Below are 24635 nucleotides of genomic sequence, written 5' to 3' on the forward strand. Positions count from 1 at the left end.
GATCGAAAGCGGTTGCGATTATTGCAACTTGCTTGCCAAACCTATGGAAGAATGGCATTCTTCAATTGTTTCACTCGCAACGAGACCGGTTCGTTCAGTTGGCAATTGTTTGCATTGGCACCTCGCGAGGCCTGATGGTGCGTCGCACAATCCGATTCCCGCCGCGTTCAACGTGCACATCCGGCCTCGGTGTCATCTCCGATCCTGCGGACCACCGACAGTGGATACACGGCATCGGACATGCCATCCAAACATGGTTCCTGTCGCACCTGCAGTTCGAAGATGCGGCCATCGAGCTTGCCGGTCACGGTTGCTTGTCCGTCGGCGTCTGCCCTGCTGACCGGCACCGTCACTCCGTCAGGCTGCTCGGGCGTCGACCAGATCACCTTGCCGCGCGCATAGGTGGCTGACCAGAACGGCTCGGTGCCCAAGGCCCGGAAAGATGGCGGCACCGGCGTACGGGCCGGACTCGCCGCGTCGCTTGCCTGACCCGGTGGCGGAACCAATGGCGTCGGGACTTTGGCAGGCGGAATCGACGATGACGCCGGCGAAGGCTCGTCCGCAGGCCCGACGGCCGCTGGCTTGGCACAACCGCCGAGCAGAACGCCTGCTTCGATAGCGAAGACGAGCAGGGTAACGGTGCAGGCCTTGGACATGCACCCATCTGTGACCCATCCGACTGACAAGCCCAAGCTTCAATGCGCGAGCAGCAACGGTATCTGCGACCGATCGAGCATCTCGCGCGACACGCCGCCGATCAGCAGTTCGCGAAGGCGGCTATGGCCAAACAGGCCCATCACGATAAGCCCGGCACCGAGTTCGCATGCGCACTCCTCGATCGTGAACGCGATCGAGCCGTTCCGCTCACGCTCATGCAATTCGGCATGGACGCCGTGCCGCGAAAGATAGCGCGCCGCATCGACCGCGGGGAAGGTCCGGTCCTTTTCGCAGACAGTAACAATATGGACGGCCGAGGCCGACGACAGCAGCGGGACAGAGGCGCGCAGTGCGTTCGCGGCTTCGTGGCCGCCGTCCCAGGCAATCAAAGCTGGCTGATCGAAGGCCAACAATGGCGCGCCCTTGGGCACGGCCAGGATTGGAGAACGCAAGCCCAGGCCCAGTTCCTCGAGCGCCGGATCGGCAAGGCTTGCCACCAATACATCGGCAAAGCGCGCGGCTGCCGCGGCGGCCTCAAGACGATCCTCGTCGACAACCACGACATCGAAAGGGACATCCTGCGGGGCGATTCGTGCGTCGATCTGCGCGGCGAAGACCCGGTCGTTCTCGCGCGCTTCGTTGATTGCCGCTGCCGATATCGCCGCACCGCCGAATGGCTCCCAGGTCGCCAACTGCGAGAAGGGGGTGGCGATCTGAAACGTCACGTGTCCATTGGCATGTCGGGCAAGAGCAAGCGCAGTCTCGACGCGGTCGTCGAGAGTCTCCGAATTCTCGATCGGGCAAAAAATGGAGCGCATGGTGTTTCCTCCTGCTGGACGTACACCCTGTCTGCGCCGGGGCATCACACCTTGCGATGATCCAGGTCAAAGCCGTGCAGATTGTCTGCTTGGCCAGCCTTCATCGCGCAGTTAAACGAGGTCAATAACAAGCTTCGGGAACGGCGATGACCTATCAGGCAGTAATTTTCGATTTCGGCGGCGTGATCACTTCTTCGCCCTTCGAGGCCTTCAACAGACTCGAGGCAGAACGCGGCCTGCCGCGCGACTTCATTCGACAGGTCAACGCGCGCGATCCCGACACCAACGCTTGGGCAATGTTCGAAAGGGCCGAAATCAGTGCCACCGAGTTCGATGCGCGATTTTCGGACGAGGCCCGGGCGCTGGGTCACGAACTGGACGGCGCTGCGGTGCTGGCAGTTCTTGCCGGCGCCGTCCGTCCGGCGATGGTGCGGGCGCTAGATCAGCTTGCCGCCGAAAGCCTGCGGCTCGGGTGCATCACCAACAATGTGCCCACCGGCCATGGCGCCGGCATGGCGCGCAGCGCGAATGGCAGCGACGAACTCGAACGCATCTTCGCCCGCTTCGAGCACGTTATCGAGAGCAGCAAGGCGGGTGTCCGCAAGCCCGATCCGCGCATCTACGCGATGATGTGCGAGGCTCTTGCCGTCGATCCCGCCGCCTGCATCTACCTCGATGACCTTGGCATCAACTGCAAGCCGGCCGCGGCCATGGGCATGCACGCCATCAAGGTGACGAGCGGCGAGCAGGCGCTGGCAGATCTCGGCAAGGCGCTTGGCCTCACGCTGGGTTGAACGGTGTCAGCGCTCAGTGCCTTCGCCGAGCAGCCACCCTTGCAGTTCCGGCAAGGCTCCATCCTTCAGCAGGTCTCGCAAGTTCCGGCGCGCCGCCAGATACTTCGTGGCGCGATCCACCAGCCAACGCGGCAAGGCGACCCAGCGCCACGCGCTGTCTTCACCCACTCCGGCGATGAGCGCGAGTTGCCGTGGATCGGGATGAAGCGCTCGCCACAGGGCATCGCGCCACATACCCCGCTTGCCCGAGCCAGGATCAACAGGCCGCAACATCTTGCCTTGCTGGGCCAGTTGGTCGCCCTGCAGCATGGCGCGGCATGCCGCTGGCAGGAACAAGTGCTGCAGGTCCGCGCGGGGCGGGAGCTCTGAGGGAATCCAGGCGGCACCGAACGCCCGCGCGATCTCGGCAATGAGCTGCAGCGGCCGCAGGAGATCGAGTTCGCGTGCCTGCGTGATCAGGCTGGGCCAGTTGATCTGGTGACGGCGAACCAGATAATGCAGATCCGCAAGAATCAGCGGGCCATTGTCAAATGCGTGGTGGAGCGTTGCGTGCTCTACCAGATGGAGCAGGTTCGTGATCGGATCGGTCACGCGGATCTCCCGCGCGCTGACCCGCATGGTGGATTCGCTTTCGAGGATGCGCGCGATCAATTTGTGTTCGTGCTGCCAGCGCGGCGTGGCATTGAGTCTAAGGTGCACCTCGATGGTGAGCTCCATCGCGATGTCTTGGAGATTCCAGAAATGATGGGCCGGCTCGACCGTCTTGTCGGTCGCCCAAGGCGCCAAACGGTAGTATTCGTGGGCCAGAAGGAAAGCCTGAGCACGGGCCGCCTGCTCGGGTGGCAGGAGCAGGTCGACGTCGCGCATCGGGCGAAGGCCCGGTTCGGGATAGTCGCGCCGATGCGCTGGTCGCAGGCGGTCACTGGACCAAAGGCTTTGTCTATGCAGCAGCACTGACCAAGGCGCCGGAATCCCGGTCGACGATTGCCCTGGCACTGCAGAAGGGCGCAAATCTTGATTGCGGCCGGCTCAAGCTGATCGTCGGCAATGCGCCAGAAGCCGATGATCCCGTGGTGGTTGCCACCCGGAAGCATTGCAGCAGCTGACGACCGTCAGCCCGAGCCGATCAGGTCAGTTCCGGTCCCTCACGCGGAAAGTGCCGGTCACGCGGCCGCTTCCGCCAGCTCCGGATCGTCCGTCAACGCTTGAAAGCCCGGAATCGAGGTCAATCACGAGGCGCCCGCCGTTCAGCATATCGCCATTCTGGCGCAGCGCGACATTGCCGGTCATGGTGATGATATTGCGGTTGAAATCGTAAACCGCCACGTCGCCCTGCGCACTTTCGTTGCCGCGGTTGACGCGCACGCCACCTGTGGCGTCGATGCGATCGATCTGGATCTCGTTGTTGTTGGTGTAGGCCACGGTTGTCCGGGCGGCCTGCAGGCGAAGGTTTGACTGGGTGATATCGACATTGCCCGACAGGACGACCCGCTTGGCCTTGTCCTGCACTTCGATCCGGTCGGCTGCATAGTTCACCGGCGCCTTGCTGTCATGGTTGGCGAGACCCTGTGCAGAAAGGTGCTGCGCGCCCGCAATGAGCGCTGTTGATGCGGCAAAGCCGATCACACCCCAACGCAGGGGACGCGCGCTGCGCAGAGCGGAACGGATGACGTCTTGTGAAGTGCGGTTCATGCGAAAAACTGTCCTGGGAGCGGCAAGATCATGGCATTTTCATCTGTCCGGGGACCATGCGCAAGCGCGCATTGCCATCAAGCGTCACCGTACGTTCCTGCAAGTCGGCAGCGATGCGGTCGGCCGAGAAGGTGCCAGCCGGTATCCTGCCCTCGACGGGGCCACGGCTTTTCAGCTGTTTTGCGCCAAGGTCGATGTCGACGTTCGACGCGGTCATCCTGTAGCCGTCCGAACTCTGGAAGTTCACCGGCCCCGCGATATCGACGATTTCCTTGCCGAAATCATAATCGCCCCGGTTTGCCGTCAGCAGGGCCGGCCCCTCGTCCAGCATGATGCGGGCCGTCAACTGGTCGAGCTCGATCAGCGGGCGGGTCTTGGTCCGCTGTACGGCCGACCCGGCTGTCAGCGAGAAGTTGCGGCCATCGTCGTCCTGGCCCCGATACATCGCGCTCGACACCTGCATCCGGTCATCGACAACCGCGACCTTGCGCCTGTCGAGCAGGAAGCTGATTTCACCACGTGGAGAAAGCGGCGCAATGATCATGATCGCCAGCAGCGCGCCAACCGCAGCCGGAAGCGCACGCGCAAGGAAATGTACCAGCCGATCGTGGAATCCGCCGGGCGCCGCAAAGCCGCGACGCTGCGTCCTGATCATGTCGGCCTGAACGGTCATTCCTTGAGCCTTGCCGCCTTGCGCCTTACTCGTGGCTGAAGATATCGCGCTCGGCCCACCCGGCGAGATCTAGCCGGGCGCGCATCGGCAGGAAATCGAAGCATGCCTGGGCAATCGCCGTACGGCCTTCGCGTTCCAGCCTTTCGACCAGAATCGTGTGCATGGCATGCAGGTGGCGCACGTCCGAAGCAGCATATTCCTGCTGCGCGTCGGAAAGGACCGGCCCGCCCCAGTCGCTCGACTGCTGCTGCTTGGAAATCTCCTTGCCGAGCAGCTCGCGCACCAGATCCTTCAAGCCGTGGCGATCGGTATAGGTGCGCACCAGCTTCGAGGCGATCTTGGTGCAGAATACCGGCGCTGCCACAACGCCAAGGTAATGTTCGACAGCGGCAAGATCGAAGCGAGCGAAATGGTAAAGCTTGAGGCGAGCGGGATCGGCCAGCACGGCCTTGAGGTTGGGTGCGGCAAAGTTGCTGCCAGGCGAGAAGCGGACGAGATGCTCATCACCCCTGCCATCGGAAATCTGCACCACGCACAGGCGGTCACGAGGGGTGATAAGCCCCATCGTTTCGGTGTCGACAGCAACCGGACCGGGCGCGAGCACGCCTTCCGGCAGATCTTCTTCATGCAGATAAACGGCCATGCCAGTCGCTTAGGCGCTCCGGCAAGGCCTCGCAAGCATTCAGTCCCGCGTCGACCGTCAAACCCGTCCGACGCTGCTGTATTCAAAGCCGGCAGCGCGAGCCTCGGCAGGATCATAGACGTTGCGCAGGTCGACCAGCACAGGCGCCTTCATCAGGTTCTTCACGCGAGCGAAATCGAGCGCGCGGAAGGCATCCCATTCGGTAACCAGTGCCACGGCGTCGGCGCCCTCGATCGCGGCGTAAGTGCCACTCGCCATCGTCACGTCAGGCATGATCGAGGCGGCCGCTTCCATGCCTTCGGGATCGTAGGCAATCACCTCGGCCCCGGCATCGAGCAGCGTCTGCACGATGGCGATCGACGGTGCGTCGCGCATGTCGTCGGTGTTCGGCTTGAAGGTCAGGCCAAGCAGCGCGACGCGCTTGCCACGTGCATCGCCGCCCAGGGCCTCGATCACCTTGCGACCCATGGCGCGCTTGCGACTGTCGTTGACCTTGACCACCGCTTCTACCAGCCGCACCGGGCTGTTGAAGTCCTCTGCCGTCTTGAGCAGCGCCAGCGTGTCCTTCGGGAAGCACGAGCCGCCATAGCCAGGCCCGGCATGGAGGAACTTGGAGCCGATGCGGCCATCAAGCCCGATACCGCGCGCCACGTCCTGTACATCGCCGCCCACCTTCTCGCACAGATCGGCCATCTCGTTGATGAAGGTGATCTTGGTGGCGAGGAAAGCGTTGGCGGCGTACTTGATCAGTTCGCTGCTGCGGCGCGAAGTGAACAGGATCGGCGCCTTGTTGAGGAACAGCGGCCGGTAGACGTCCTTCATCACGCCCTGTGCCCATTCCTCCTCGGCGCCGATCACGATGCGGTCGGGCCGCTTGAAATCGCCGATCGCCGCGCCTTCGCGCAGGAATTCGGGGTTGGAGACAACCGCGAACTGCACATCGGTGCCGCTGTCACGGATGATGCGCTCGACTTCGTCGCCGGTACCCACCGGCACGGTCGACTTGGTCACAACGACGGTCGGCGTCTTGATGTTGGCTGCAAGTTCCTGCGCCACGGCATAGACGTAGGTCAGATCGGCATGGCCATCGCCGCGGCGCGAAGGCGTGCCGACAGCGATGAAGACGGCCTGGGCACCTTCGATGGCGCTGGCAAGATCGGTCGAGAATGAAAGCCGTCCGGCCTTGACGTTCGCCGCGACAAGTTCGGCCAGGCCCGGCTCATAGATCGGCATGATGCCCTGATGCAGGCGCTCGATCTTGCTCTCGTCCTTGTCGATGCAGACCACGTCGTGGCCGAAATCGGCAAAACAGGCACCCGAAACAAGCCCGACATAGCCCGAGCCAACCATCGCGATCTTCATTCGCTCATCATCCAAAAGTTGTGGCCGCACGCCAAAGCGCGCTCATTCGCACGTGCAGCATAGGGGAATTTACAGATGCAGCACAAGCGATCATCGCATTTGCGGGGATGGCAGGAGCTGCTGATCCTTCCAGCTTGCCCGCTCCGGCACCATCGGCCTAGATCGGCAGGATGACCTTCGAGAATATTCCCTCAAGCTGGCGTGCAGTCCTCGACCCGGTGTTGCAATCGCCAGACCTGCAGCGACTCAAACAATTCCTGCGGACCGAGGAAGATGCCGGCAAGGCGATCTTTCCGCCGCGGGATCAGCGTTTTGCTGCGCTCGAGATAACAGCACCGGACGCCGTGCGCGTGGTCATCCTCGGGCAAGATCCCTATCATGGTCACGGTCAGGCTCATGGCCTCGCGTTCTCCGTCCAGCACGGCGTCAGGATCCCGCCCAGCCTTGCTAACATCTACAAGGAGCTTGAGGCTGACCTTGGCATCCCCCGCGCACCCCATGGCAAACTGACGCACTGGGCCGAGCAGGGTGTGCTCCTGCTCAACAATGTGCTGACGGTGGAAGCGGCGAGTGCGGGATCACACCAGGGCAGGGGCTGGGAAATCCTGACCGATGCCGTGGTGCAAGCCGTCGCGGCGCGCCGGGAGCCTACGGTATTCATCCTGTGGGGCAGTCATGCCCAGAAGAAGGCCGGGCGGGTCGCCGCGCTGCAGAACGGCCCGCACCTCGTGCTGAAGGCCCAGCATCCCAGCCCGCTTTCCGCCTACAAGGGCTTCTTCGGATCGAAGCCCTTCAGCCAGGCAAACGCTTTCCTGAAGGCGCATGGACGCGGCACGATCGACTGGCGGGCCTGAGAGACCCGCGCTGACGCAAGAAGCCCCGCCGGAGCGGGGCTTTCGCATCTTGTTCCGGAAGCTGATCAGCCCGGGATAGAGGCCGAGGCAGCCTGCCCGTCACCTTCCGGCGCGGCGAGGATATCGCGCACGACCTGGCCCTTGGCCACGGTCTGCGTGGCCGGATCGCCCACGGTCGAGCGGATCGAGGCTGCTGCCGTGCCGGAACGGTTGATCGCGTCCGTCTCGACGCTGGAACGCGCCGAAGGACCGCCAAACAGCGTTTCAAGCGTCTGCTTGCCGATTTCCGAATCCTGCGGACGCGGCGCACCGGGGTTCGGCGGCGTCAGCGCGAAATCTGGCGGTACCACCAGCGGCGCGGCGCGGGTCACGGCCATTTCATCGGGGCGGTCACGATTGAGCAGCGAACCGCCGCCACCGCAGGCCGACAGAAGAGTCGCCGCCGAGACGACAAGGGCAAGGGCGGCAGCTTTACGCATCATGCATTCTCCGTGGCGGTATGGTCGCCGCTATCGTGTGGCTTTTCGCGCGATTTGAACGAGCGGGCAAGCAGTATCAGGACGCCGAACGTGATCGCCACGTCGGCCAGATTGAAGATCGCGAAAGGCCGCCATTCGCCGATGTGCAGATCGGCGTAGTCGATCACGTAGCCGAGCCGGATGCGATCATAGATGTTGCCGAGCGCGCCGCCGAGGACAAGGCCCAGCGCGAGCAGATCGCCGCGCACGGATTCGCGCAGCATCCACACCGCCACGCCGATCGCGATGATCCCGGTGACGACAATCAGGCCATAGCGCATTTCCAGCGAGGTCGCCGTGAACATGCCGAACGAGACGCCGTAGTTCTCGGCATAACGCAAGTCGAACATCGGGATCAGATCGATCACCCCGCGTTCGCGAAGCATGAGTGGCCCGACCATGATCGCCTTCACGATCCGATCCAGCGCCGCCACCAGCAGCGCGAGACCGAAGCCTGCCATGCGCGGACGGGTTAGCATCAGGCGACAGCGCCAGCGTCGATGGCCGCCACAACCTCGTCGCAGCGATTGCACAGCGCACCGTCTTCCGTGACTTCCGGAAGCAGGCGCCAGCAACGGCCGCACTTGTGGTCGGTGGAACGGGTGACGGTCACCTCACTGCCCTGCCCGCGATTTACTGTCGCGGTGATGAACAGCTCGGCAAGGTCAGCCTCGGGCGCGCCTTCGGGGACCGTGACGTCCGCCTCGAGGCCCGAACCCAGCACCTTTTCGCGGCGCAGCGGTTCGATCGCTTCGTTCACTGTCTGACGCAGGGTGCGCAGTTCGTTCCAATGCGCTTCATCCACCGAAACCCCAGGCACTTCCGGCCATTCCAGCAGATGCACGCTGTCGCTGCCCGGATAGCGCGACTGCCACACTTCCTCAGCCGTGAAGACCAGCACCGGCGCGCCATAGCGGACCAGCGCGTGGAACAGCGTGTCGAGCACGGTGCGATAGGCGCGGCGCTTCGGGTCCGAAGGCGCGTCGCAGTACAGGCTGTCCTTGCGGATATCGAAGAAGAACGCTGACAGGTCCTCATTGCAGAAGTCGGTCAGCGCGCGGACATAGGTGTTGTAGTCAAAGTCCTCGACAGCCTGCTTCAGCGTCGCATCCAGCTTGCCGAGCAGGCCGATCATGTACTGCTCAAGCTCGGGCATCTCCGCCACAGGCAGCCGCTCGTCCTCGCTGAACCCGTCCAGCGCGCCCAGCAGATAGCGATAGGTGTTGCGCAGCTTGCGGTACTGGTCGGCAACGCCCTGCAGGATTTCCTTGCCGATGCGGTGGTCCTCGGTGAAGTCGACCGAGAGTGCCCAGAGCCGCAGGATATCCGCGCCGTAATCGCGCATCAGGTCGATGGGGCTGATCGTGTTGCCCAGGGACTTGGACATCTTCATGCCCTTCTGGTCCATGGTGAAGCCGTGCGTCAGCACCGCGTCATAAGGCGCACGACCGCGCGTGGCGCAGCTTTCCAGCAGCGACGACTGGAACCAGCCGCGATGCTGGTCCGAACCTTCGAGATAGAGGTTGGCGGGCCACTGCAAGTCAGGCCAACGCCCCGATTCCAGCACGAAGGCATGGGTGGAGCCGGAATCGAACCACACGTCCAAGATGTCGGTGACGCGCTCGTAATCCTCGAGCTGGTAGTTCGCGCCGAGATACTCCTGCGCGCGTTCCTCGTCCCACGCATCCACGCCCTCGGCCATGACCGCCGCGACGATGCGCGCGTTGACTTCAGGATCGTTGAGGTACTGCCCGGTCTTGCGATCGACGAACAGCGTGATCGGCACACCCCATGCGCGCTGGCGCGAAAGCACCCAGTCCGGACGGCCTTCAACCATCGCACCGATGCGGTTGCGGCCCTTCTCGGGCACGAAGAGGGTGTCGGCGATGGCCTTGGTGGCCTTCTCGCGCAGCGTGCCACCCTCGGCCTCGCGGTCCATCGGCACGAACCACTGCGGCGTGCAGCGATAGATCACCTTGGCCTTCGAACGCCACGAATGCGGATAGGAATGCTTGTAATCGGCCGACGCCGCAAGCAAGCCGCCCGCCGCACGCAGGTCTTCGCAGATCGGACCATCGGGCGCGTTGAACTTGGGATTGATGACCGAGCCTTGTCCGCCAAGCCAGCCCCAGTCCTCACGATACTTGCCATCGCCCTGCACCGCGAAGACCGGCTCGATTCCGTGCGCCTTGCACAGCGCAAAGTCGTCCTCGCCATGATCGGGCGCCATGTGGACGAGGCCAGTGCCGCTGTCGGTCGTGACGAAATCGCCGGGGAGCATCGGGCGCGGGTTGGCGAAGAATCCGCCAAGTTTGTGCATTGGGTGGCGGCAGATGGTTCCGGCGAGGTCGGAGCCTCCGTAGATCGTTACATTACTCGCGCCACTTTCAGGCGCGCCAGTTCCATTTTCGTTGGCGCCCGTGCGCACGGACAGGGCGTAACAAAGATCTTCCGCAACAAGATATCGCCGGTCGCCATAATGAACCAAGACGTAATCGATGTCCGGCCCATAGGCCAAAGCCTGGTTAACCGGGATCGTCCAAGGCGTCGTCGTCCAGATCACCGCGTAAGCGCCGACCAGTTCTTCGATCGGCGATTCCACGATCTCGAACGCCACGTCGATCTGGGTCGACACGATATCCTCGTACTCGACCTCGGCCTCGGCCAGCGCGGTCTTTTCGACGGGCGACCACATCACCGGCTTGGCCCCGCGATAGAGCTGGCCGCTTTCGGCAAACTTCAGCAGTTCGCGCACGATGGTGCCTTCGGCCTGACTGTCCATCGTCAGATAGGGGTTGTCCCAATCGCCATTGATGCCAAGGCGCTTCAGCTGCTCGCGCTGCACGTCGACCCACTTCTGGGCATAGGCGCGGCATTCGGCGCGGAATTCCTTTGGGGGAACCTCGTCCTTGTTCTTCTTCTTCTTGCGGTACTCTTCCTCGACCTTCCATTCGATCGGCAGGCCGTGGCAGTCCCAGCCGGGTACATAGGGCGCGTCCTTGCCCAGCAGCGTCTGGGTGCGGCAGACCATGTCCTTGAGGATGTGGTTCAGCGCATGGCCGATGTGCATGTCGCCATTGGCATAGGGCGGGCCGTCATGCAGGATGAACTTCTCGCGGCCTGCACGCGCCTCGCGAACCTTCCGGTAAATGCCCTCGTCCTGCCAGCGCTGCAGGATCACCGGCTCCTTCTGGGGGAGGCCAGCCTTCATCGGGAAATCGGTCTTCGGCAGGAAGACGGTCGGGCGGTAGTCTCGCGGTTCAGTCATGACCGGCGGGCACTAGAGCAATTGCGCGCGTTGGGGAAGTGCCGCTAAGCCAGCAGACGCCGGGCCTCGTCGCAATCCCGCTCCATCTGCGCCACCAGCGCATCGAGGCCATCGAACTTTGCTTCGGGCCGGAGGAAGTGGTGGAAGGCCACCTCGATTTCCTGCCCGTAAAGATCACCGGCAAAATCGAAGAAGTGCGGTTCGAGCAGTTCCTTCGGCGGATCGAAGGTAGGCCGGATACCGAGGTTCGCCGCACCTTTGAGCAAGCGCCCGTCAGACAGCCGCCCGGTTACCGCATAAATCCCATAGCGCGGGCGCAGGTACATGCCGATGTCGAGGTTCGCGGTGGGAAAGTTGATGGTGCGGCCCAGCTTGTCGCCATGCTGCACGATGCCCCGGATCGCGAAGGGCCGCGTGAGCAGCTTCGTCGCCGTCTCGCAGTCGCCCGATTTCAGCGCATCGCGAATGCGGCTGGATGAGACCACCTCGCCCTCCAGCGTGACCGGCCCGACCGCGCGCGCCGACAGGCCAAAGCGCGGCCCCTGCTCGCGCAGCACTTGCGCATTGCCGCTGCGGCCCTTGCCGAAGGTGAAGTCCTCTCCGGTAACGACGCCGACCGCGCCAAGGTGCCCGACCAGACCCGCCTCGATCCATTCGAGCGCGGTCATCCCGGCAACGTCCGCGCCGAAGTGGATCACCAGCATGGCATCGGCCCCCGCCGCGCCGAACAGCTCCTGCCGCTGATCGAGCGTGGTCAGCCGGAACGGCTCGGCATCGGGCTTGAAGTGCCGCACCGGATGCGGATCGAAGGTGGCGACGATGGCCGGACGGCCTTCGGCCCTGGCCCAGCGGATCGCTTCGCCGACCACCGCCTGGTGGCCGAGATGGAACCCGTCAAAATTGCCCAGCGCGACGATCCCGCCGCGCATCGCTTCCGGAACCGGCTGCAGGCTGTCGAGACGGATCATGCGGAAACCGCTCCGCCGGCCCTGGCGTAAGTGACGAAATCGAAAGCGGGCCTGCCAGACTCAGCCTGATGCACTTCGCGCGATACCTCTGTCCACTCCGGTCCCAGCGGTTCCACCACGGTGTCGCCCTCGAACGCTCCGTGTACTTCGGTCAGTTCAACGCGTTCGGCAAGGGGCCTGAACAGGCGGTAGATTTCCGCTCCGCCCACCACGGCGACTTCGCCAGCGCCTGCAAGGTCGAGCGCCTGCTCGACGCTCGTCGCCACTTCTGCGCCCTCGGCAGCCCACGCAGCATCGCGCGTCAGCACGATATGGCGGCGGCCCGGCAGCAATCCGGGCAGGCTTTCGAAGGTCTTGCGCCCCATGACCATAGGCTTGTTCATGGTCAGCGCCTTGAACCGCTTGAGGTCGGCCGGCAGGCGCCATGGCAGCGCATTGTCCTTGCCGATCACGCCGTTGTCGGCGCGGGCATAGATCAGGAAAAGTCCGGGGCAAACCCCGCTCACAGCACCAGCCGGGTAACGTGACCCATCTTGCGTCCGGGCCGCACTGCCGCCTTGCCATAGAGGTGCAGGTGGTTGGCCGGGTCGGAAAGGATCGCAGGCCAATCGTGCGCATTGTCGCCGATCAGGTTGTCCATGACCACGCCCTTGGCCGCAAGCGCGGTCGATCCCAGCGGCAGGGCGCAGATCGCGCGCACGTGGTTCTCGAACTGGCTGGTGAGCGCGCCCTCGATGGTCCAGTGCCCGGAATTGTGCACGCGCGGCGCCATCTCGTTGAATACCGGGCCGTCCGCCGTCGCGAAGAATTCCAGCGTCAGCACGCCGACATAGTCCAGCGCATCGGCCACTTTCGCCGCCAGCGCCCGTGCCTCTTCAACCTGCGCGACAATCACAGGCGAGGCCGGCACGGTCGAGCGATCGAGAATGCCGCCCTTGTGCACGTTCTCGGCGCTGTCCCAGAACCGCACTTCGCCCGCTTCGGTGCGCACTAGGATCACCGAAAACTCGGCCTCGAAGGTAACGAAACCCTCGTAGATCAGCGGTTTGCCGGGAAGCTCCACGGCATCGGCATCGGACGGCGTCATGATCCGCCACTGACCCTTGCCGTCATAGCCATCGCGCCGCGTCTTGAGGATGCCGGGCGCGCCGATGCTGGCCACCGCCGCGCGCAGGTCCTCCATCGAATCGACCGTGGCCCACGGAGCGGGCCGGCCGCCCAATACTTCGACGAACGACTTCTCGTTCACCCGGTCCTGCGCCACTTCCAGCGCCTTGGCGGGCGGGTGCAGTGGCGCATGGGCAGTCACGGCCGCAAGCGGCGCAGCGGCGACATTCTCGAACTCATAGGTAACGACAGCGCATTGCGCAGCAAAGGCCGCGAGTGCCGCTTCGTCGTCGTAGGCGCCTTGCGTAAATGCAGCGCAAACGTCGGCAGCGATCGAATCCGCTTCGGGAGCGTAGATGTGACAGCGATAGCCAAGGTTTGCCGCCGCCAGCGCGATCATCCGGCCAAGCTGGCCGCCACCAAGGATGCCGATCGTCTCGCCAGGAGCAATCATCAGACAGGCTTCTCCGCAACCGAATCGGTCTGCGCGGTGCGGAAGGCGATCAGACGCTCTGCCAGGGCCTCATCCGACGTCGCCAGGATCGAAGCGGCAAGAATGCCCGCATTCGTCGCACCCGGCACGCCGATGGCCAGCGTGCCGACCGGAATGCCGCCCGGCATCTGCACGATCGACAGCAGCGAATCCATGCCCTTCAGCGCCTTGGATTCCACCGGCACGCCCAGCACCGGCAGGTGCGTCATCGAGGCGACCATGCCCGGCAGGTGCGCCGCGCCGCCCGCGCCCGCGATCACCACCTTGAAGCCTTCAAGGTGTGCGCCCTTGGCAAAGGTCACCAGCCGCTCGGGCGTGCGATGCGCGGAAACGATGCGACACTCGTGCGCCACGCCCAGCTTTTCCAGCACGGCCGAGGCGTTCTTCATCGTCTCCCAGTCGGACTGGCTGCCCATGACGATGGCGACCAAAGGCCCAGCTTCCGGCTTGTCACTCATCTCCCGCCCCCTTCAGTCTTGCCCGAGCGCTCAGCGCTCCGAGAGGTAATAGCGTTCGATCTCGGCGAGGTTCTCGTCAAGTTCATAGACGATCGGCTGCCCGGTCGGAATCTCGAGCCCGGTGATGTCTTCGTCCGAAATGCCCGAGAGGTGCTTGACCAGCGCGCGCAAGCTGTTGCCGTGGGCCGAAACGATCACCGTTTCCCCAGCACGCAGGGCAGGGGCGATCTTCTCTTCCCAGCATGGCAGTACGCGGGCGATAGTGTCCTTGAGGCTTTCGGTCGAAGGCACCGCGATCCCGGCATAGCGCGGGTCCGACGCCAGATCGAACTCGCTGCCCGCTTCCAGCACCGGCGGCGGCACATCGAAGCTGCGGCGCCAGATCTTGACCTGATCGTCGCCATGCCTGGCGGCGGTCTCCGCCTTGTCGAGCCCGGTGAGCCCGCCATAATGGCGCTCGTTCAGGCGCCAGTCCTTGTCTTCCTGCACCCACAGCCGGCCTGCGGCCTCAAGCGCCAGATGCAGCGTCTTGATCGCGCGGGTCTGCAGCGAGGTGAAGGCCAGTGTCGGCAGGACACCCTTGTCCTTGAGCAGCTTGCCCGCGGCGAAGGCTTCGGCCGCGCCCTTTTCCGTAACGTCGACATCCCACCAGCCGGTGAAGCGGTTTTCGAGGTTCCACTGCGACTGGCCGTGGCGAATCAGGATCAGGCGAGGCATCGGGGCATCCTGTAACTGACTGTAAAAGGGAACCGCGCCCCTAGCGTCAGGCGGCCGGATTGGAAAGCCCGGTTTCCGGAGAATCGGCCGATTCGCTCGCAGCCCCATCGACACTGCCCATGGCACGCGCCTGCGCCTTCCTGCGCCTCAGGTTCTCGCGCAGCCGCGCCGCAAGGCGCTCTTCACGCGTCATCGGGGTTTTTGCATCGCTCATGCTGCCCGATTGCCGGGATAAGCGACCAACTGCAAGACTTCCCGGATTTTGCGCCCGAACGTCGCTTGACAAAGCCCAATGCCCCCGTCATTAGCCCGCCCCTGCCCACCCCGCCCGTTCGACGGTGCAGAGGTGGCATGCGGAAATGGTGTGCTGCTGTAGCTCAGTGGTAGAGCGCATCCTTGGTAAGGCTGAGGTCGGGAGTTCAATCCTCCCCAGCAGCACCATTTCCCCCGACAGTGCGGAAATCGCCAGAATCTGCCGTTTCATACTTCCGATAGATGGAACTGCGCGCGCAGATGCGGTTTAATTGCGCGACACTCGCACGTAAGGCCGCAAATGCTGTCGAAGACGGAACTCTCTCCTGAAAGCCTGTCGCACGTCATCGAGCAGAGCATCGACTGCGTGAAGCTGGTTGATCCGCAGGGCAACCTGCTGTGGATGAACCCCAACGGCTTGTGCGCGATGGAAATCGATGATTTCAGCCACATGACAGGGCGGGAATGGGCATCGCTGTGGCCGGAAGATGCCCAGCAGATGATCCGCAATGCGCTCATCGAGGCAAGCCAGGGCAGTGCCAGGTTCGAGGCCTTTTGTCCCACGGCAAAGGGTGCGCCACGCTGGTGGGAAGTGAGCATCTCGCCCGTCCGCTCGCGTGATGGCAGCAATGCGGGATACATTTCCGTATCGCGCGACGTCAGCCAGCTTCACGCCGACCGCGAGGCCCAGAAAGTTCTCTTGGCGGAAATGCGCCATCGTCTGAAGAACAGCTTTGCCATGGTCTGCGCCATGCTCCGGACGGTTGCGCGCGGCGACGCTGCGAACACCGCCTTTGCCACCGAGATGGTCGGACGGATTTCGGCCTTGGCGACTGCGCAGACGCTGTTTGACGGCGATTCCGAAGTGACCGACCTGTGCGCATTACTCGCCACGCTGGTATCGCCGTTCCGCGATTCCTCCGGACCAGTCGTCGAAGTGGACTGCGAGGGCGTTCATATCGTCGAGCGACGCGAAGCCGACGTGATCTCGCTCGTCGTCGGTGAGCTTACCGTCAATTCCACCAAGCACGGTGCGATTGGCAACGGCGGCCGTATTGCCCTCAGCGCCCGGTTCGAGGATGCCAACGACAGCAATCCCGCCAGCCATGTCATTTCGTGGCAGGAAATTTCCAACGCGAAGGTGGTGGCCACATCGCGCAGCGGCGGACAGGGGTTGTCGCTGATCGAGCGAATCTGCAATGCAAGAGGCGGGCGCTTTGCGATCGACTGGCAGGACCATGGGCTTGTCGCCACGCTGTCGCTGCCGGCAAGTGCGCCCGCCAACACCTGATCATGCGCGCAAGTCTGCCCATTCGGGATGGCGGCGGAAAGCGGCTTCGACATAGCTGCACTGCGGCACGACCTTGAAGCCGAACTTGCGCGCATCGGCCATCAGCGCCTTGACCAGTTCGGCTGCCACGCCCTTGCCGCCGATCTCGGTCGGAACCAGAGTATGGTCGGCCACCACCGCATCGCCATTGCGAACATAAGTCAGGCGCCCGATCGCATCGCTGCCTTCTACCTTGGCGTGGTATTCCCCGCGCGCGCCCTGATCGAGGTGGGTGATGCTGACGTCGGCCATCGTTGTTTCCTGTTCCTCTGTGACTGCTTGACCCGAAACGCCGCTGCCGACATTGCGGTTTCCGATGAAATTTCTCTCCGACAACACCGCCGCTGTCCATCCAAGGATCTGGGACGCCATGCGCGCCGCCGATGCGCCCGATTCGGGCTATGACGGCGATGCGTTGTCGAAACGCATGGACGAGGCATTCTCCGATCTCTTCGGCACTGAATGCACCGCGCTGTGGGTCGCCACCGGCACGGCGGCAAACTGCCTGGCCCTATCCGCTATGGTTCCGCCCCACGGCGGCGTTGTCTGCCACCGCGAGGCACATATCGAGATGGACGAAGGCGGTGCGCCGGGCTTCTACACGCACGGTGCCAAGCTGATGCTGGCCGATGGTGAAGGGGCAAAGCTGACGCCGCAGGCCATCGAACGTGTGATCGATCCTATCCGCAATGATGTCCATCAGGTCCAGCCGCACGCGATCTCGATCACGCAGGCGACTGAATACGGTCGGGTCTACACACCCGAAGAAGTCGCCCGCATCGGCTCGCTGGCGCAGGGGCGCGGGCTTGGCCTGCACATGGACGGAGCGCGCTTTGCCAACGCCGTCGCGCACCTTGGCTGCCACCCGGCAGAAGTTACCGCGCAAGCCGGTGTCGACGTGCTGACCTTCGGGTGCGTAAAGAACGGCGGCATGAATGCGGAAGCGCTGGTCTTCTTCGACATGGAACTGGCCGACGTCGTCCGCTACCGCCGCAAGCGCGCCGGGCACCTCCAGTCGAAGGGGCGTTATCTTGCGGCCCAGGTCCTCGCCATGATCGAGGATGACCTGTGGCTAGACAATGCCCGCGCCGCCAATGCCGCTGCGCAGGAAATCGCACAGGCCTGCGGATCGCGCGTGTTCCATCCGGTTGAGGCCAACGAGATCTTCGTCGTGCTCTCGCCAGCCGAACAGGCGACCCTGCGCGCGCAGGGCTTCGACTTCTACGACTGGACCGCACCCGAAGGTGCCCCGGGCGCAGCTCGGCTTGTCACCGCATGGAACACCGACCCGGCCCATGCCTCGGCGCTTGCGCGGGCAATCTCTGCGCTATGACCGAAGCAGAGCAACCGGGTGAGGCCCGGTTCTGGCAGTTAGACGTTGCCGGCCCCTTCTTCCTTGTTGCGTTGATCTGGGGATCGACTTGGCTGGTGATCAAGGACCAGATCGGCAGCGTGCCGCCAAGCTGGTCGGTAACCTGGCGCTTTATAGCGGCGGCCATCGGCATGGCCGCAGTTGCCATGTTTCGCCGGGAATCCCTGCGCGTCTCTAACACCGCGCTCAAGGTTGCCGCGCTGCTCGGTCTGCTCCAATTCGTGATGAACTTCCAGTTCGTGTATCGCGCCGAGCACCACCTGACGTCTGGCATCGTCGCCGTTGTCTTCGGCCTTCTGGTCGTGCCCAATTCGCTGATGGCTTGGGTCTTTCTCAAGCAACCGGTAACCCGCGCCTTTCTTGGTGGATCGGTGGTGGCAGGAGCCGGAATCGTGCTGTTGTTGTTACACGAATACCGGATGGCCCCTCCCGAAGGCCAGGTCCTCGTCGGTATAGCCCTGACGATCGCCGCACTGTTCAGCGCCTCCTCGGCGAACGTCCTGCAAGCGAGCCGCATGGCCCGAGGGATTCCGATGATCCCGATGCTCGCTTGGGCCCTGCTGTTCGGCGCGATTCTCGACGCCGCGTTTGCCTGGATAGTGGAGGGACCGCCGCAGTTCGATTTCCGGCCGGGCTACATCTTCGGCGTCCTTTATCTCGGCATGATAGGGTCTGTCCTCACCTTCCCACTCTATTTCCGCCTGCTCCAGCGCCTCGGCGCAGGACGCGGGGCCTATAACGGCGTGCTGGTGCCGGTCGTTGCCATGCTGCTCTCGACCGTGTTCGAAGGTTACCGCTGGTCAGTACTGGCGCTCGCCGGCTCGGCGCTGGCCATGCTCGGCCTCGTGCTGGCGCTGAGGGCGCGCAGCCCCTCGCGGTAGGTCGGATAGGCGGGCTTCCACTCAAGCAGGCGCTTGGCCTTGCCATTGGCCACGCGGCGATTCTCGGCATAGAAGGCGAGCGCCATTGGCGAGAGGTTTGCCCCCTCAAGCGACTGCATTGGCGGCGGTGCAACGCCCAGCAACCGCGCCGCCTCCTCGATCACCGCGTTCTGGCTGCACGGAAGATCGTCGGCGAGATTGTAGACGCCCGCTGGCCCTGAAAACCCCGCCATGACGCCACTGGCGATGTCCTCGACGTGCACCCGGCTGAACACTTGCCCCGGAATGGCAATGCGATGCGCCTTGCCCTCGGCCACGCGCTCCAGTGCGCTGCGTCCCGGTCCATAGATGCCTGGCAAGCGGTAGACCCGCACCTTTGGCGATAGCGCCTGCCAATCGAGGTCAGCCTGCGTGCGCGCTGAGCGCCGCCCGGTGCCAACGACTGAGCTTTCGTCCACCCACGCCCCGCCCGCATCGCCGTAGACGCCGGTAGATGACAGGTAGCCGATGGCTTCGAGCGGTGCGGCGGCAATGGCCTCGCCATAAGTCTGCAGCACAGGATCGCCACCTTCGCGGAGCGGCGGAACCGAGGAGAGCACGTGGGTTGCCTGCGAAAGCGCAGCGATTACTGCCGGGCCGTCGGCAAAGGCGATATCGCCCGCACTTCCGGTTCCGCACACCGTCCAGCCCTGCGCACGCAGCCGCTGTGCAATGACCTGCGCGCTGTAGCCCATTCCGAAGATCAGCAAGTTTCCCATCAAAAGCCTGATAACCGCGATTGTGCCGCTGCGCACGCGTTCCTAAGTTCACAGGCATGAACGATCTCTCCGGCCAGCCCGTCATCGCCCCACAGGTCATCCACCGCGCGGACTATCGTCCGCCCGAATGGCTCGTTCCCGAGATTGCGCTCGATTTCGCGCTTTCGCTGGATGCCACGAAGGTTCAGGCGACCTTGAAAGTTGTGAAAAACCCCGCAGGATCAGGCACATCGCTGCTTCGCCTCAACGGCGATGCGATCGAACCCAAGGCCGTCACGGTCGATGGTCATGCCCATAACGACTGGCACATGGACGGCTCTGACCTCGTCATCGAACTGCCCGGCGATTCCCATGATGTTGGCATCGAGACGCTGATCGATCCGTCGGCAAACACCCAGCTTTCAGGGCTTTATGCCTCGAACGGATTGCTCTGCACCCAGTGTGAGGCCGAAGGTTTCCGCCGCATCACCTTCTTCCCTGACCGGCCCGACGTGCTCTCGGTCTATTCGGTGCGGATGAGCGGGGACAAGGCACTGTTCCCGGTCCTGCTGTCCAACGGCAATCCCGTCGCTTCGGGCGATGGTGCCGATGGCACGCACTGGGCGGAATGGCACGACCCCTGGCCCAAGCCATCGTACCTTTTCGCGCTGGTGGCTGGCGAGCTCGTCGCCAACCACGACAGTTTCACGACAAAGTCCGGCCGCAAGGTCAACTTGGCGATCTACGTCCGCCCCGGTGACGAGGCACGGACGGACCACGCCATGCGCTCGCTCATCGCGTCGATGAAGTGGGACGAGGACGTCTATGGCCGCGAGTACGACCTTGATGATTTCAACATCGTAGCGGTGTCCGACTTCAACGCCGGGGCGATGGAGAACAAGGGCCTCAACGTCTTCAATACGCGTTACATTCTCGCCGATCCCGAAACCGCGACCGATGGCGATTATGACGCGATCGAGGGCGTGGTGGCGCACGAGTATTTCCACAACTGGTCGGGCAATCGCGTGACCTGCCGCGACTGGTTCCAGCTTTCCCTCAAGGAAGGCTTCACCGTCCTTCGCGATCAGCAGTTCAGCGCCGACCGCGGCTCTGCGCCGGTCAAGCGGATCGAGGATGTGCGGATCTTGCGCGCTGCGCAGTTCCCTGAGGATTCTGGCCCGCTGGCGCATCCGATCCGCCCGGATTCCTATCAGGAAATCAGCAACTTCTACACCGCAACCGTCTACAACAAGGGCGCCGAGGTGATCCGCATGATGACCGTGATGGCGGGCATGGAGCGGTTCCTGAAGGGCACCACCCTCTATTTCGACCGCCATGATGGCGAGGCGGCGACGTGCGAGGACTTTGTAAAGGCCATCGAAGATGGCGCAGGCCTGGACCTCAAGCAGTTCCGCCGCTGGTACGAACAGGCTGGCACGCCGAAGGTAAGGGTTGCCATAGGTTTCGAGAGCGGACGGGTAGGTCTGACGCTCCAGCAGTCATGTCTGCCAACGCCCGGGCAACCCGAGAAGCAGCCTTTCGTGATCCCCTTGCGCCTCGCACTGTTCGATCGCGCGACCGGCAAGCACCATGGCGAGGAGCTGATCGTTCTGACCGAGCCGGAGCAGACCTTCACCTTCGAAGGGTTCGATGCACTGCCGGTGCTGTCGATCAACCGCGGTTTCTCGGCGCCCGTGGAAATCGACGCGCCTGTTACCACCGACGACCTCGTCTTCCTTGCCCGTCATGACGACGATCCCTTTGCCCGCTACGAGGCGATGCAGCAGTTGATCGTGCGGCACCTGGTGGGAGCAGTTGCCGGAACGCTCGAGAACCGTGAACAATCGCAAGCTGCCATCGGCGCGGCGATGGGCGCGATCCTCGACGATGCGGCCCTGGATGACCTGATGCGCGGCGAACTGCTGATCCTGCCGGGAGAATCCTACCTTGCCGAGCAGCTCCATCGCGCCGACCCGACACGGATCTTTGCCGAGCGCGAGGGCCTGAAGCGCTGGCTGGGCGAGACCCTGAAGGACAAGTGGCTGGCCCTGCATGACCGCGTTTCTGCCGTGCCCTATAGCCTTGAGGCGGCAGCGCGGGGCGCACGCAAGTGCAAGACGCAGGCGCTGGTCTACCTTGGCGCAGCCGATCCCGCCGAAGCCGCGCGCCGCGCCAAGGCGCAGTACGATGCCGCGACCAACATGACCGACCGCCAGGGCGCGTTGATGGTGCTGTGCAGCCTCGATTGTCCGGAGCGCGACGCGGCGCTGGCAGATTTCCATGCGCGCTTTGCCGGCAACATGCTGGTGATCGACAAGTGGTTCTCGCTTCAGGCCGGCTCGCTCAATCCCAAGGTGCCCGATCAGGTCAAGGCGCTGGCGCAGCATCCCGATTTCACCATGACCAATCCCAATCGCGTCCGCGCGCTGTGGATGGCCTTTGCAGCCAATGCGCAGGCGTTTCATCGCGCAGGCGGCGAAGGCTACCGCCTGATCGCCGACCTCATCCTCAAGCTCGATCCCATCAACGGCAACGTTGCCGCCCGCTTCGTGCCCTATCTCGGTCGCTGGAAGAAGGTGGAGGAAGGCCGCGCTGCGCTGATGCGGGCCGAGCTCGAGCGGATCGCTGCCGAGCCGACGCTGTCGCGCGACGTGCGAGAGCAGGTGAGCAAGAGCCTGGAAGCGTGAGCGTCGAAGCACTGACCCATCCCCTGCTGTCGGGCGCCGCGCATGGCTTCCTCGGCCGCAGGGGCGGCGTGAGTACGGGTGATCTTGCCGGGCTCAATGTCAGCTACAGCGAGGACAATCCGACGCTGACGTCGGAGAACCGCCGCCGCGCTGTGGACGCTGTTCTGCCGGGCGGGATGCTGCAGACCTGCTTCCAGATCCATTCGCCCGACGTGGTGACGGTCTGCCAGCCATGGGCCGATGCGGACCGACCCCGTGCCGACGCGCTGGTGACTGACCGCCCCGGCATCGTGCTTGGCGTGCTGACGGCAGATTGCGCGCCGGTGCTGTTCTGTGATGCCAATGCCGGCGTGGTTGGCGCGGCCCATGCCGGGTGGAAGGGCGCCTTCACCGGCGTGACCGATGCGACCATCGCCGCAATGGAAGCTCTTGGCGCCATCCGCGAAAACATAGCTGCAGCGGTCGGACCCTGCATCGCGCAGAAGAGCTACGAGGTCGACGCTGCCTTCGAGACGCGTTTTCTCGAACAATCGCCCGAGAACGAACGCTTCTTTCGCGCCGGCCGCGAAGGCCATGTCTGGTTCGATCTCGAAGGCTACGTCGCCTCGCGCCTGCGCGATGCAGGACTGGCCAGGGTCGGGATGCTTGGTGAGGACACATACGCGCAGGAGGAGCGCTTCTATTCCTTCCGCCGCGCCACGCACCGCAACGAGCCGGGCTACGGTCGGCAGATCTCGCTGATCGCCCTGCCGGGTTGAGGGGATGGCTCTACCAATTCTCTACAGTTTCCGCCGCTGTCCCTATGCGATGCGCGCGCGGCTCGCGATTGCGGTCAGCGGCGTGACGGTGGAACTGCGCGAAATCAAGCTCTCGGCCAAACCCGCAGCACTGCTCGAGGCCTCGCCCAAGGGCACCGTGCCTGTCGTTGTCCTGCCTGACGGAGGCGTGCTCGAGCAGAGCCTGGACGTGATGGCGTGGGTGCTGGGCGTTCACGATCCCGAGCAATGGCTCGAGCGAATGGACCCCGAGTTGGTCAACGAGAACGATGGGCCCTTCAAACACGCTCTCGACCGCTACAAATACCCCGAACGGCACGAAAGCGATGCCATGGTACACCGGGCCGCAGGGCTCGGGTTTCTTGAAAAGCTCGATGCCCGGCTTGCCTGCCAGCCCCAGCTATGCGGCGCCAGACGCGGCCTTGCCGACATGGCCATAATGCCCTTCGTGAGGCAGTTCGCGGCCGTGGACCGTGCCTGGTTTGCTGACCTGCCGCTGCCGCATCTGCAACGCTGGTTGGTTGCTCATCTCGAAGACAGCCTCTTCGGCGCGGTCATGGTCCGCCATGCCCCCTGGCGCGAGGGTGATGCCGTCACCTTGTTCCGCGGTCCGACAGCGCCCGCACAGGATTAGGCCGTAGATCTGTAATTGCAGAGCTGGGCGGTGTGATCCCTTGAGGGTTTCATGGATCTGTCCGCACTGACCGAGCCGGAGCTTGGTCGTGCTGTATCGGGTCTCACAGAGGCGAACGTTGCATTGACTCGAAGCGGGCTTTGCTGCCCATCTGACTACCTTCGCAGATCGTTCGTCCCTGCGTTCCCTCTCGGGACACCGCCCTCGGATCAGCTTTGACGCTTCACCGCTGGCAAGCAGGTTCTACCCCAACTCAAGCTTGGAACAAAGTGCCGTCGCGCAGCATGGCATGCATGATGACCGCGAGCCGACGGGCGAGTGCGACACGGGCTTTCTTCAAGCCGCGACGCTTGGCGATCTTCATGGCCCATGTTTTCAGGGCGAAGGTCTCACGGCTCCGGGTGAGGATCGAGTTGGCGGCTTCGTAGAGCAGCTTGCGCACCGTGCTGTCGCCCTGTTTGGTGATCCTGCCTGTCCAGTTGAGCTCACCCGACTGATGACGTCGGGGCACAAGGCCGAAGTAGGCCCCGGCATTGCGTGATTGTCGGAAGCGTCCGGCTTCATCGACTGCAGCGGCGAAGGCAGCAGATGTCTGCACGCCCACGCCCGGGATGGTCATCAGGATTTCGCAAGCCTGTGACTGGCTGGCGATGATACGCAGGCGGCGGTCCATTTCCTTGATTTGCTCGACCAATTCTGCGCGCACGGACAGCAAGGATGCGATGGCGTCGCCAAGGCCCGGGATGTGGGCAGCCTGCATGATCCGTTCGAGGAAGGCCTTCCCTTGACCTGCGCCGGGCCGATAGCCGAACGTCGCGCAGAGACCGCGGATCGTGTTGTCGAGCCGGACACGCGCTTCCACCAGATGGCTGCGTGCGGTGATGACGCTGCGAACGCCATGCGCTGCCGGAGATTTGACATGCACCTCCTTGTAGAAGCCGGTG

The 24635-nt window shown here is 63.8% G+C and carries 28 protein-coding genes and 1 tRNA gene; 10 read left to right on the plus strand and 19 right to left on the minus strand.

The genetic code is table 11. The annotated features are described in order from the left end of the window. Positions 1–167: 167 nt before the first annotated feature. Both B9A23_RS09850 and B9A23_RS09855 read right to left on the minus strand, forming a co-directional pair. Positions 168–656, minus strand: a complete 489-nt coding sequence (locus B9A23_RS09850; protein ID WP_084278666.1) for a COG3650 family protein — start codon at positions 654–656, stop codon at positions 168–170. A 39-nt stretch (positions 657–695) separates the two neighbouring features. Further along, the gene (locus B9A23_RS09855) at positions 696–1475 is read right to left on the minus strand and encodes a universal stress protein (protein ID WP_084278667.1); all 780 of its coding nucleotides are present in this window, start codon (positions 1473–1475) and stop codon (positions 696–698) included. 146 nt (positions 1476–1621) lie between these two features. Here B9A23_RS09855 and B9A23_RS09860 point away from each other — a divergent pair, with 146 nt between their 5' ends. Further along, positions 1622–2269 carry an HAD-IA family hydrolase gene (locus tag B9A23_RS09860; RefSeq protein ID WP_084278668.1) on the plus strand — a complete coding sequence of 216 codons (648 nt, stop codon included), beginning with the start codon at positions 1622–1624 and terminating at the stop codon, positions 2267–2269. Positions 2270–2275: 6 nt separating this feature from the next. On the opposite strand, the gene B9A23_RS09865 is transcribed toward B9A23_RS09860, so the two are convergent. Beyond that, positions 2276–3136, minus strand: coding sequence for a nucleotidyltransferase family protein (locus B9A23_RS09865; protein WP_084278669.1), 861 nt, complete (start codon positions 3134–3136; stop codon positions 2276–2278). Between B9A23_RS09865 and B9A23_RS22230 the strand changes: the two genes are divergently transcribed. Then, positions 3109–3375, plus strand: a complete 267-nt coding sequence (locus B9A23_RS22230) for a hypothetical protein (protein WP_139797407.1) — start codon at positions 3109–3111, stop codon at positions 3373–3375. The genes B9A23_RS09865 and B9A23_RS22230 overlap by 28 nt on opposite strands. A gap of 25 nt (positions 3376–3400) precedes the next feature. On the opposite strand, the gene B9A23_RS09870 is transcribed toward B9A23_RS22230, so the two are convergent. Genes B9A23_RS09870 through B9A23_RS09885 form a run of 4 tightly spaced genes read right to left on the minus strand, consistent with a single transcriptional unit; the run spans position 3401 to position 6639 of the window. Continuing rightward, positions 3401–3961 carry an LptA/OstA family protein gene (locus B9A23_RS09870; RefSeq protein WP_084278670.1) on the minus strand — a complete coding sequence of 187 codons (561 nt, stop codon included), beginning with the start codon at positions 3959–3961 and terminating at the stop codon, positions 3401–3403. A 28-nt stretch (positions 3962–3989) separates the two neighbouring features. Next, a complete protein-coding gene (lptC, locus tag B9A23_RS09875) occupies positions 3990–4634 on the minus strand; it encodes an LPS export ABC transporter periplasmic protein LptC (RefSeq protein ID WP_084278671.1) in 645 nt (214 codons plus the stop codon). Positions 4635–4659: 25 nt separating this feature from the next. Then, positions 4660–5277: a ribonuclease D gene (locus B9A23_RS09880; RefSeq protein WP_084278672.1), complete on the minus strand. Its 618-nt coding sequence runs from the start codon at positions 5275–5277 to the stop codon at positions 4660–4662. A gap of 57 nt (positions 5278–5334) precedes the next feature. Further along, the gene (locus tag B9A23_RS09885) at positions 5335–6639 is read right to left on the minus strand and encodes a UDP-glucose dehydrogenase family protein (protein WP_084278673.1); all 1305 of its coding nucleotides are present in this window, start codon (positions 6637–6639) and stop codon (positions 5335–5337) included. 170 nt (positions 6640–6809) lie between these two features. Here B9A23_RS09885 and ung point away from each other — a divergent pair, with 170 nt between their 5' ends. Next, positions 6810–7493, plus strand: a complete 684-nt coding sequence (ung, locus tag B9A23_RS09890; protein ID WP_084278674.1) for a uracil-DNA glycosylase — start codon at positions 6810–6812, stop codon at positions 7491–7493. Positions 7494–7558: 65 nt separating this feature from the next. Here ung and B9A23_RS09895 read toward each other — a convergent pair whose 3' ends face one another. The 9 genes from B9A23_RS09895 to B9A23_RS22760 are packed head-to-tail and all read right to left on the minus strand — an operon-like array spanning position 7559 to position 15236. Then, positions 7559–7972, minus strand: a complete 414-nt coding sequence (locus B9A23_RS09895) for a DUF3035 domain-containing protein (RefSeq protein ID WP_084278731.1) — start codon at positions 7970–7972, stop codon at positions 7559–7561. After that, a complete protein-coding gene (gene lspA, locus B9A23_RS09900) occupies positions 7972–8490 on the minus strand; it encodes a signal peptidase II (RefSeq protein ID WP_084278675.1) in 519 nt (172 codons plus the stop codon). The genes B9A23_RS09895 and lspA overlap by 1 nt, the downstream gene beginning before the upstream one ends. After that, positions 8490–11279 carry an isoleucine--tRNA ligase gene (gene ileS, locus B9A23_RS09905; RefSeq protein WP_084278676.1) on the minus strand — a complete coding sequence of 930 codons (2790 nt, stop codon included), beginning with the start codon at positions 11277–11279 and terminating at the stop codon, positions 8490–8492. Before ileS ends, lspA begins: the two co-directional genes overlap by 1 nt. 44 nt (positions 11280–11323) lie before the next feature. Continuing rightward, positions 11324–12247, minus strand: a complete 924-nt coding sequence (locus B9A23_RS09910) for a bifunctional riboflavin kinase/FAD synthetase (RefSeq protein WP_176217944.1) — start codon at positions 12245–12247, stop codon at positions 11324–11326. Next, entirely contained in the window at positions 12244–12753 is a 510-nt protein-coding gene (locus B9A23_RS09915) for a dihydrofolate reductase (protein WP_084278677.1), read from the minus strand. The genes B9A23_RS09910 and B9A23_RS09915 overlap by 4 nt, the downstream gene beginning before the upstream one ends. After that, on the minus strand, positions 12750–13808 hold the full coding sequence (locus B9A23_RS09920; protein WP_084278678.1) for a 5-(carboxyamino)imidazole ribonucleotide synthase: 1059 nt from the start codon (positions 13806–13808) through the stop codon (positions 12750–12752). Before B9A23_RS09920 ends, B9A23_RS09915 begins: the two co-directional genes overlap by 4 nt. Further along, positions 13808–14305: a 5-(carboxyamino)imidazole ribonucleotide mutase gene (gene purE, locus B9A23_RS09925; protein ID WP_084278679.1), complete on the minus strand. Its 498-nt coding sequence runs from the start codon at positions 14303–14305 to the stop codon at positions 13808–13810. Before purE ends, B9A23_RS09920 begins: the two co-directional genes overlap by 1 nt. Positions 14306–14335: 30 nt before the next feature. Beyond that, positions 14336–15022, minus strand: a complete 687-nt coding sequence (gpmA, locus tag B9A23_RS09930) for a 2,3-diphosphoglycerate-dependent phosphoglycerate mutase (RefSeq protein ID WP_084278680.1) — start codon at positions 15020–15022, stop codon at positions 14336–14338. A gap of 46 nt (positions 15023–15068) precedes the next feature. Then, entirely contained in the window at positions 15069–15236 is a 168-nt protein-coding gene (locus B9A23_RS22760) for a hypothetical protein (RefSeq protein ID WP_176217945.1), read from the minus strand. 152 nt (positions 15237–15388) lie between these two features. On the opposite strand from B9A23_RS22760, the gene B9A23_RS09935 reads away from it, so the two are divergent. Both B9A23_RS09935 and B9A23_RS09940 read left to right on the plus strand, forming a co-directional pair. Then, positions 15389–15463 (plus strand) — tRNA-Thr (locus B9A23_RS09935). Between the two features lie 112 nt (positions 15464–15575). Further along, complete coding sequence (locus B9A23_RS09940; RefSeq protein WP_084278681.1) at positions 15576–16565, plus strand: sensor histidine kinase; 990 nt, start codon at positions 15576–15578, stop codon at positions 16563–16565. Here B9A23_RS09940 and B9A23_RS09945 read toward each other — a convergent pair whose 3' ends face one another. Next, positions 16566–16856, minus strand: coding sequence for a GNAT family N-acetyltransferase (locus B9A23_RS09945; RefSeq protein WP_084278682.1), 291 nt, complete (start codon positions 16854–16856; stop codon positions 16566–16568). 64 nt (positions 16857–16920) lie between these two features. Between B9A23_RS09945 and B9A23_RS09950 the strand changes: the two genes are divergently transcribed. Both B9A23_RS09950 and B9A23_RS09955 read left to right on the plus strand, forming a co-directional pair. Then, positions 16921–17937, plus strand: a complete 1017-nt coding sequence (locus B9A23_RS09950) for a threonine aldolase family protein (protein WP_084278683.1) — start codon at positions 16921–16923, stop codon at positions 17935–17937. Continuing rightward, complete coding sequence (locus B9A23_RS09955; protein ID WP_084278684.1) at positions 17934–18857, plus strand: DMT family transporter; 924 nt, start codon at positions 17934–17936, stop codon at positions 18855–18857. Before B9A23_RS09950 ends, B9A23_RS09955 begins: the two co-directional genes overlap by 4 nt. On the opposite strand, the gene B9A23_RS09960 is transcribed toward B9A23_RS09955, so the two are convergent. Continuing rightward, positions 18767–19615, minus strand: coding sequence for a Rossmann-fold NAD(P)-binding domain-containing protein (locus B9A23_RS09960; RefSeq protein ID WP_084278685.1), 849 nt, complete (start codon positions 19613–19615; stop codon positions 18767–18769). The two genes, B9A23_RS09955 and B9A23_RS09960, sit on opposite strands and share 91 nt — an antisense overlap. 56 nt (positions 19616–19671) lie before the next feature. Between B9A23_RS09960 and pepN the strand changes: the two genes are divergently transcribed. The 3 genes from pepN to B9A23_RS09975 are packed head-to-tail and all read left to right on the plus strand — an operon-like array spanning position 19672 to position 23691. Further along, positions 19672–22281, plus strand: a complete 2610-nt coding sequence (gene pepN / locus B9A23_RS09965) for an aminopeptidase N (RefSeq protein ID WP_084278686.1) — start codon at positions 19672–19674, stop codon at positions 22279–22281. Further along, complete coding sequence (gene pgeF, locus B9A23_RS09970) at positions 22278–23039, plus strand: peptidoglycan editing factor PgeF (protein ID WP_084278687.1); 762 nt, start codon at positions 22278–22280, stop codon at positions 23037–23039. Before pepN ends, pgeF begins: the two co-directional genes overlap by 4 nt. Positions 23040–23043: 4 nt before the next feature. Continuing rightward, positions 23044–23691 (plus strand): glutathione S-transferase, encoded by a 648-nt coding sequence (locus B9A23_RS09975; protein ID WP_084278688.1) that lies wholly within the window; start codon positions 23044–23046, stop codon positions 23689–23691. A gap of 253 nt (positions 23692–23944) precedes the next feature. Here B9A23_RS09975 and B9A23_RS09980 read toward each other — a convergent pair. Continuing rightward, the coding region (locus B9A23_RS09980; protein WP_084278689.1) for an IS110 family RNA-guided transposase at positions 23945–24635 on the minus strand (691 nt) is incomplete at its 5' end.

This window comes from Novosphingobium sp. B1 (assembly GCF_900176395.1).
Classification (GTDB): Bacteria; Pseudomonadota; Alphaproteobacteria; order Sphingomonadales; family Sphingomonadaceae; genus Novosphingobium.